Source organism: Hylemonella gracilis ATCC 19624 (genome assembly GCF_000211835.1).
GTDB lineage: Bacteria > Pseudomonadota > Gammaproteobacteria > Burkholderiales > Burkholderiaceae_C > Hylemonella > Hylemonella gracilis.
Genome location: NZ_AEGR01000106.1, coordinates 1 through 5,929, shown reverse-complemented (window position 1 = coordinate 5,929; position 5,929 = coordinate 1). Strand labels below are relative to the sequence as shown.

Here is a 5,929-nt window from a genome sequence, read left to right as displayed (position 1 = left end):
TTGGTCGGCCCTATCGCGTCGCCGCCACCCTTGGCCGAGGCAAAAGTCCCATCGATGAAGGCTTCGCGCTCATCTATCACGCCCGCCGCTCTCAGCTCATTGGCCAGATCGGTTAATACCTGACGCAGAACTTCACTCTCGCACCAGTTCTGAAACCGACGATGTACCGTCTTGTAGTTGGGGTAGGACTGCGGCAGTATGTGCCATTGCGCGCCTGTGTTCAGAATCCAGAGCACGGCTTCGAGCACTTTGCGTCTCGGCACCGGTTTGCGTCCAGGACGGCCTTAGGGGGTGTTCTCCTCAGGGAAATGCCCCCTGATTCGTTCCCATTGCGCATCCGTCAATTTCAGTATGCGCGCAATTTTCCAAGCCCAGTTTCAGCGCGTCAACAATTTTGAGATAGGTTCTAGTATTTTTCCGACAGTTGCTCAACAGTTAGTGACTGGCTCACCCGCGTGCTGGCAGGCGGGTGAGCGGCCCCGGGTCTCATGGGTACGATGAACTTTCCACAGTTTTCCGTATTCAGGAGAAGAATCCGTGACCGCTCAGACACAGAGTATCAAACGCAAGCTCAGCTTGCTGCAACTGGCCGAGGAACTCGGCAACGTCGCCAAGGCGGCCCAAATCATGGGCTTTCACCGCGACCCCTTCTACGAAGTGCGCAAGGCCTTTCAGAGCGGTGGCGTGGCCGCTCTGGTCGAGCAGCGCCGCGGCACCCGCAGCCCCTTCCCCAACCGGGTCAGCCCAGAGGTCGAGGTGACCGTGCTGGACCATTGCCTCAAGTACCCCACCTACGGTGCCGCCTGCGTGGCCAACGACCTGCGCCTCGAAGGTGTCAACGTCTCGCCCTCGGGTGTGCGCGGCGTGTGGCTGCGAGCCGATCTGGAGACGCGCTACAAGCGCCTGATGCGCCCGGAGATGACGGCACACGCGAGGAGCAGACCACCTACGTCATCAACGAGGACCGGATCCGTCTGCTGGAGCGCCACAGCCCCGAGTTCCGCACTTGCCACATCGAGTCCAGCGCCCCTGGCGAGCTGCTCAGTCAGGACACCTTCTACTGGGGCACGATCAGGGGCGTGGGCAAGGTCTACGTGCAGTTGGTGATCGACACCTTCTGCAGCTTGGCGTTCGCCAAGTGCTACATCTCCAAGATGCCGGTGATGGCGTGTGACCTGCTGTACGAGCGCGTGCTGCCCTTCTACGACGCCTTAGGCGTGCCGGTGCAGGCCATCCTCACGGACAACGGCCGCGAGTTCTGCGGCAAGCCCAAGAGCCACCCTACGAGCTGCTGCTGGCGCTGGAGGACATCGAGCATCCCAACACCAAGGTCAGGAGCCCGCGCACCAATGGCTTCGTCGAGCGCATGAACCGCACGCTGCTGGACGAACACTTCCGCGTCAAGGGCCGGGAGAAGTGGTACACGGCCATCGAGGAGATACAGGCCGATCTGGATGCGTTCATGCTGTTCTACAACACCCAGCGCACCTATCAGGGCTACCGCGTGCAGGGCCGAACTCCTGTTCAGGCGCTCAAGGACGCCACGGGGAAAAAGAAGCTGCCGAGCCTGGACTTCTGCACAACCAGCCCACAACCCTCAAGCACCGAACAGGAGGAACCCAGCGGCGCAAACACCATCGCTTAAACTCGCCTCGTCCATGAGGCCCGGTGTCGGAGAATTATTAAGCCAGAACACCATCGCACATCTTGAACGGAGAAAACCATGGGCCTCCTGACCTTCAGCCTCAACCTCACCCTGGATGGCTGCATCGACCACGAGGAAGGCATCGCCGACGACGAGACGCACGCCTTCTACACCCACCTCATGGACGAGAGAGGCGCGATGCTGTGGGGCCGCGTCACCTACGAAATGATGGAGGGCTACTGGCCGGCGGTGGCCCGGGGCGACATGAAAGCTCCGGCGGCAATGCGCGAATGGGCGGTCAAGCTGGAGGCCAAGCCGAAGTACGTGTTCTCGTTGACGCGCAAGCACTTTCCGTGGTCCCACAGCCACCACCTCACTGGCGACCTTCGCACGGCAGTGGGCAAGCTCAAGGACGCGACGCCGGCCGGTGTGCTCCTTGGTAGCGGCAAACTGGCGACCGCGCTGGACAGGTTGGACTTGATCGACGAGTACCAATTTCTCGTTCACCCCAGGATCGCAGGCCACGGCCCGACCCTGTACCAAAGCGGGCTCGCCAGCACACGACGGCTCGACTTGGTCTCGGCCAAGCCGCTGCGCTGCGGCGCGGTCGTCATGCACTACCGGCGCGCGCGCTGACGCCGATGGCATCGATTTTCACGCCACCACACGATTTAACGAGGACAAAAGCAAAAGCCCGCTTGGAAAGCGGGCTTGAGCGTGCGCCTATAGGCCTGAATCGAACCCGCGTACGTCTGTGCGCCTCAACAATTCGGCCGCACGCAAGGCGTGCCGGTTCGGTTACGGCTGTAGGCACAAAGCAAAAGCCCGCTGAACGCGGGCTTGAAGCGTGGTGCCGGAGGCCGGAATCGAACCGGCACGCCTTGCGGCGGGGGATTTTGAGTCCCCTGCGTCTACCAATTTCACCACTCCGGCACGGAAAGGGAAGGCGCGAATTATGGCACAGTGCTGCCCATGAATGACGCAGCACAGACTCAGAAATCCGGCTACCCCAGCATTGAGGATGCCATCGGCAAGACCCCCCTGGTGGCCCTGCAGCGCATCGGCGCGGCGGACAACGCCCAGCGCGGCAACGTGATCCTGGGCAAACTGGAGGGCAACAACCCGGCAGGTTCGGTGAAGGACCGCCCGGCGCTGTCCATGATCCGGCGGGCGGAGGAGCGCGGCGAGATCAAGCCGGGCGACACCCTGATCGAGGCTACTTCGGGCAATACCGGCATCGCCCTGGCCATGGCGGCGGCCATCAAGGGCTACCGCATGGTGTTGATCATGCCGGAGGACCTGTCCATTGAGCGCGCCCAGACCATGAAGGCCTTCGGCGCCGAGCTGATCCTCACACCCCGCGCCGGTGGGATGGAATACGCCCGCGACCTGGCCGACAAGATGGTGGCCGAGGGCAAGGGCCGGGTGCTGGACCAGTTCGCCAACCCGGACAACCCGCGCATCCACTACGAAACCACGGGGCCCGAGCTCTGGGAGCAGACCGGCGGGCGCATCACGCATTTCGTGAGCGCCATGGGCACCACGGGCACCATCACTGGCGTGGCGCGTTTCCTGAAGGAAAAGAACCCGGCCATCCGCATCGTCGGGGCCCAGCCCGCCGAAGGCGCGCGCATCCCGGGCATCCGCAAATGGCCGCAGGAGTACCTGCCCAAGATCTACGACGCCAGCCTGGTCGACGAACTGATTTACGTGGGCCAGGACGACGCGGAAGACATGTGCCGGCGGCTCGCGCGGGAAGAGGGCATCTTCGCCGGCATCTCGGCGGCCGGAGCACTTTGGGCGGCTCAGCAGGTCGCCCAGCAGGTGCGCAACGCCACCATCGTCTTCATCGTCTGCGACCGGGGCGACCGTTACCTGTCCACCGGCGTTTTCCCGGCCTGAGGCCGGGGCAGCAACCAGGGCGCGGGCCGGAAGACTTTTCGCCCTGCCCGTCGGTGCACGCAACCGGGGCAGACCCTGAGATGCCTCCGGGGAACATCGCCGCAGCGCCCCCCACAAGAGGCTCTACACTACCCGTCTCCCCGCGAAAAACACCGCCCGCGCATGGACGGACGCCGCGCTGACAACAAAAAGGAGTGTTATCCCCATGTCGGAAGAAGAGGCAAGCCAACCCCAAGGCATCGACAGCTTGGTCCTGTCGGAGCAAGGCGTGCGCGTTGTCGCGCAGGTCAGCCCGGCCGAGAGCCGCACCCCGTTGACGGGCGGCACGGTGCGCAACCTGTTGGATCAGGCCGGTTATGGCGCTTGGCTGATCCTGGACGATGGCATCGGCGTGCTGGTCGAACGCTGGGAAGGCTCCCCGGAGGGCTTTGAGGTTCCCATCGCTGAAAAGCGGGACGCTTCCGTCATGGTCGGCGTTGCCGCCGACGGCTCCGTGGCTTGGTTGCAGGTGGCGCCCGCGCGCGGCGGCAAATCGCTGCAACGCGCCGACGTGGCGCGCGCCATGCAACAAGCCGGTGTCGTGTTCGGCATCGATGAAAAAGCCGTGCTGTTGGCTTGCAAGGCCGTGATGCCGACGAAGATCGAGGTGGCGTTCCAAAAGCCGCCCGTGGACGGCGCCGACGCCGAGTTCAAGCTGCTGATCAAGACCGTCGCGGTGCGCGTGCCCCAGGTGAACGAGGACGGCTTGATCGATTTCCGCGAACTGGGCGACATCCCCTTCGTGCAACCGGGCACGCCGCTGATGCGCCGCATTCCTGCGACCCAGGGTGTGCCAGGCCGAGACGTGCGCGGCAACGCCGTGCAACCCACTCCGGGCATCGACACACCGTTCGCCAACGTGCTCAAGGGCGTGCGTTATTCCCCGGGCGACTTCAACGTGCTGGAAGCCGACATCAAGGGCCAGCCCGTGCAGGTGGAAAACGGCATGCTGGTCGAGGATTTGCTCTCCATGGACTCGGTGGACATGGACAGCGGCAACGTCAGCTTTGACGGCAGCATTCAAATCAAGGGCGACGTGCTGGCCAACATGAAGGTCAAGGTGACCGGCAACATCGTCGTCGGCGGCACGGTCGAGGGCTCCGAGCTCGAGGCCGGTGGCGACATCCAGATCGGCCGCGGCATCATCGCCCACGCCAAGGTCAAGGCCGAGGGCGCGGTGTCGGCCAAGTTTGTCGAGAACTCCGAGATCTCGGCTGGCACGGTGATCTCGATCGATGACATGGTGCTGCAAAGCGATTTGCAGGCGCTCAACCAGGTGATCGTCGGTGTCAAGGCTCAAAAGCGCGGCCGCATCGTCGGCGGCACCACGCGCAGCATGATGCTGGTGCGCGCGCCGCAAATCGGGGCGGACGACGCCAGCGGGTTGACCACGGTGCAGGTCGGCGTGAACCCCATCCTCGAAGCCAAGCTGCTGGAAGTGCAGGCCGAGATCGCCAAGATGGAAGCCGAGCAGGAAAACCTGAAAAAGGCCGTGCAGCACCTGAGGGCCAATGGCGACAAGAACAACGTGTTGCCGCGCGCGCAGGCCGCGTTGCAGCAGGCGCTGCAGGCTTGGGCCAAGATGCTGAAGGAAAAGAACAAGCTGGAAGAGCAGCTGGCCATGTTCCAGGATGCTCGCGTTGAAGTCACGCAAAGTGTGGAGGGCTCGGTGGCCCTGATCTTCGGCAAGCGCTCACGCCGGCTGCAGAAGCCCTATGACGCCGGCGCCTTCACGCTGGACCCGACGGGTCATATCCTGCACATCGACTCGCGCGGCAGTTCCACGGTGGTCACCTGAGCGGACCGCGAGTCATCCGATGCAGATCGACCGTGAGTTGGACACGCGGGGACTGAACTGTCCCCTGCCCATCCTGAAAGCCAAGAAAGCTCTGTCGGAGATGACGAGCGGCCAAGTGCTGCGCGTGGTGTCGACCGACCCTGGCTCCAAGCGTGACTTCGCCGCCTTCTCCAAGCAGACCGGCAATGAGTTGCTGGAACAAAGCAGCGAGGGGGCGGACTTCATCCATGTGCTGAAGCGGCGCTGAGCTTGCTTGCGCACCGCCATCCGTCAGCGGGACGGCGGCGGGGGCACGGACGCACGAGAGCACCCCGGGCAGGGGGCCGCTCCTCATACGATTTGCTGCGCAAATCCAAATCGTCGGGCTCCCCTGCCCGGGGTGCTCTCGTGCTTGTAGGTTTGTGGTCAACCTCGACCAGCAAGTGCGCTCTCAGCGCTATTCCTGCGGCGCAGAGCCTACCGCGTCAATTCAAGCGAGTTGGGGGAGTGCCGACCGCCGATTTCGATTTGCGCGGCAAATCATATGAGGCGGTTGGGACTCCCCC

At 63.6% G+C, this 5,929-nt stretch carries 5 protein-coding genes, 1 tRNA gene and 1 pseudogene; 5 read left to right on the top strand and 2 right to left on the bottom strand.

The annotated features are described in order from the left end of the window. Window positions 1-248, bottom strand: a 248-nt coding sequence (locus HGR_RS17130; RefSeq protein ID WP_202796613.1) for a transposase, incomplete at its 3' end; no start/stop codon positions are given. Window positions 249-537: 289 nt separating this feature from the next. On the opposite strand from HGR_RS17130, the pseudogene HGR_RS15855 reads away from it, so the two are divergent. After that, a pseudogene (locus HGR_RS15855) lies at window positions 538-1,645 on the top strand (helix-turn-helix domain-containing protein). A gap of 78 nt (window positions 1,646-1,723) precedes the next feature. Then, window positions 1,724-2,281 (top strand): dihydrofolate reductase family protein, encoded by a 558-nt coding sequence (locus HGR_RS15850; RefSeq protein ID WP_006299384.1) that lies wholly within the window; start codon window positions 1,724-1,726, stop codon window positions 2,279-2,281. 212 nt (window positions 2,282-2,493) lie between these two features. Here the strand turns inward: HGR_RS15850 and HGR_RS15845 are convergent. After that, a tRNA-Leu gene (locus HGR_RS15845) sits at window positions 2,494-2,578 on the bottom strand. A gap of 39 nt (window positions 2,579-2,617) precedes the next feature. Here HGR_RS15845 and cysM point away from each other — a divergent pair. From cysM to HGR_RS15830, 3 genes are all read left to right on the top strand, one after another. Then, window positions 2,618-3,547: a cysteine synthase CysM gene (cysM, locus tag HGR_RS15840; RefSeq protein ID WP_006299383.1), complete on the top strand. Its 930-nt coding sequence runs from the start codon at window positions 2,618-2,620 to the stop codon at window positions 3,545-3,547. Window positions 3,548-3,752: 205 nt separating this feature from the next. Then, window positions 3,753-5,384, top strand: coding sequence for a DUF342 domain-containing protein (locus HGR_RS15835; RefSeq protein ID WP_006299382.1), 1,632 nt, complete (start codon window positions 3,753-3,755; stop codon window positions 5,382-5,384). A gap of 19 nt (window positions 5,385-5,403) precedes the next feature. Beyond that, window positions 5,404-5,631 (top strand): sulfurtransferase TusA family protein, encoded by a 228-nt coding sequence (locus tag HGR_RS15830; protein ID WP_006299381.1) that lies wholly within the window; start codon window positions 5,404-5,406, stop codon window positions 5,629-5,631. Window positions 5,632-5,929: the final 298 nt, after the last annotated feature.

Coding starts and splice junctions, on each gene's coding strand:
- HGR_RS15850 (WP_006299384.1), top strand. CDS start 1,724: ATGGGCCTCCTGACCTTCAGCCTCAACCTCACCCTGGATGGCTGCATC.
- cysM (WP_006299383.1), top strand. CDS start 2,618: ATGAATGACGCAGCACAGACTCAGAAATCCGGCTACCCCAGCATTGAG.
- HGR_RS15835 (WP_006299382.1), top strand. CDS start 3,753: ATGTCGGAAGAAGAGGCAAGCCAACCCCAAGGCATCGACAGCTTGGTC.
- HGR_RS15830 (WP_006299381.1), top strand. CDS start 5,404: ATGCAGATCGACCGTGAGTTGGACACGCGGGGACTGAACTGTCCCCTG.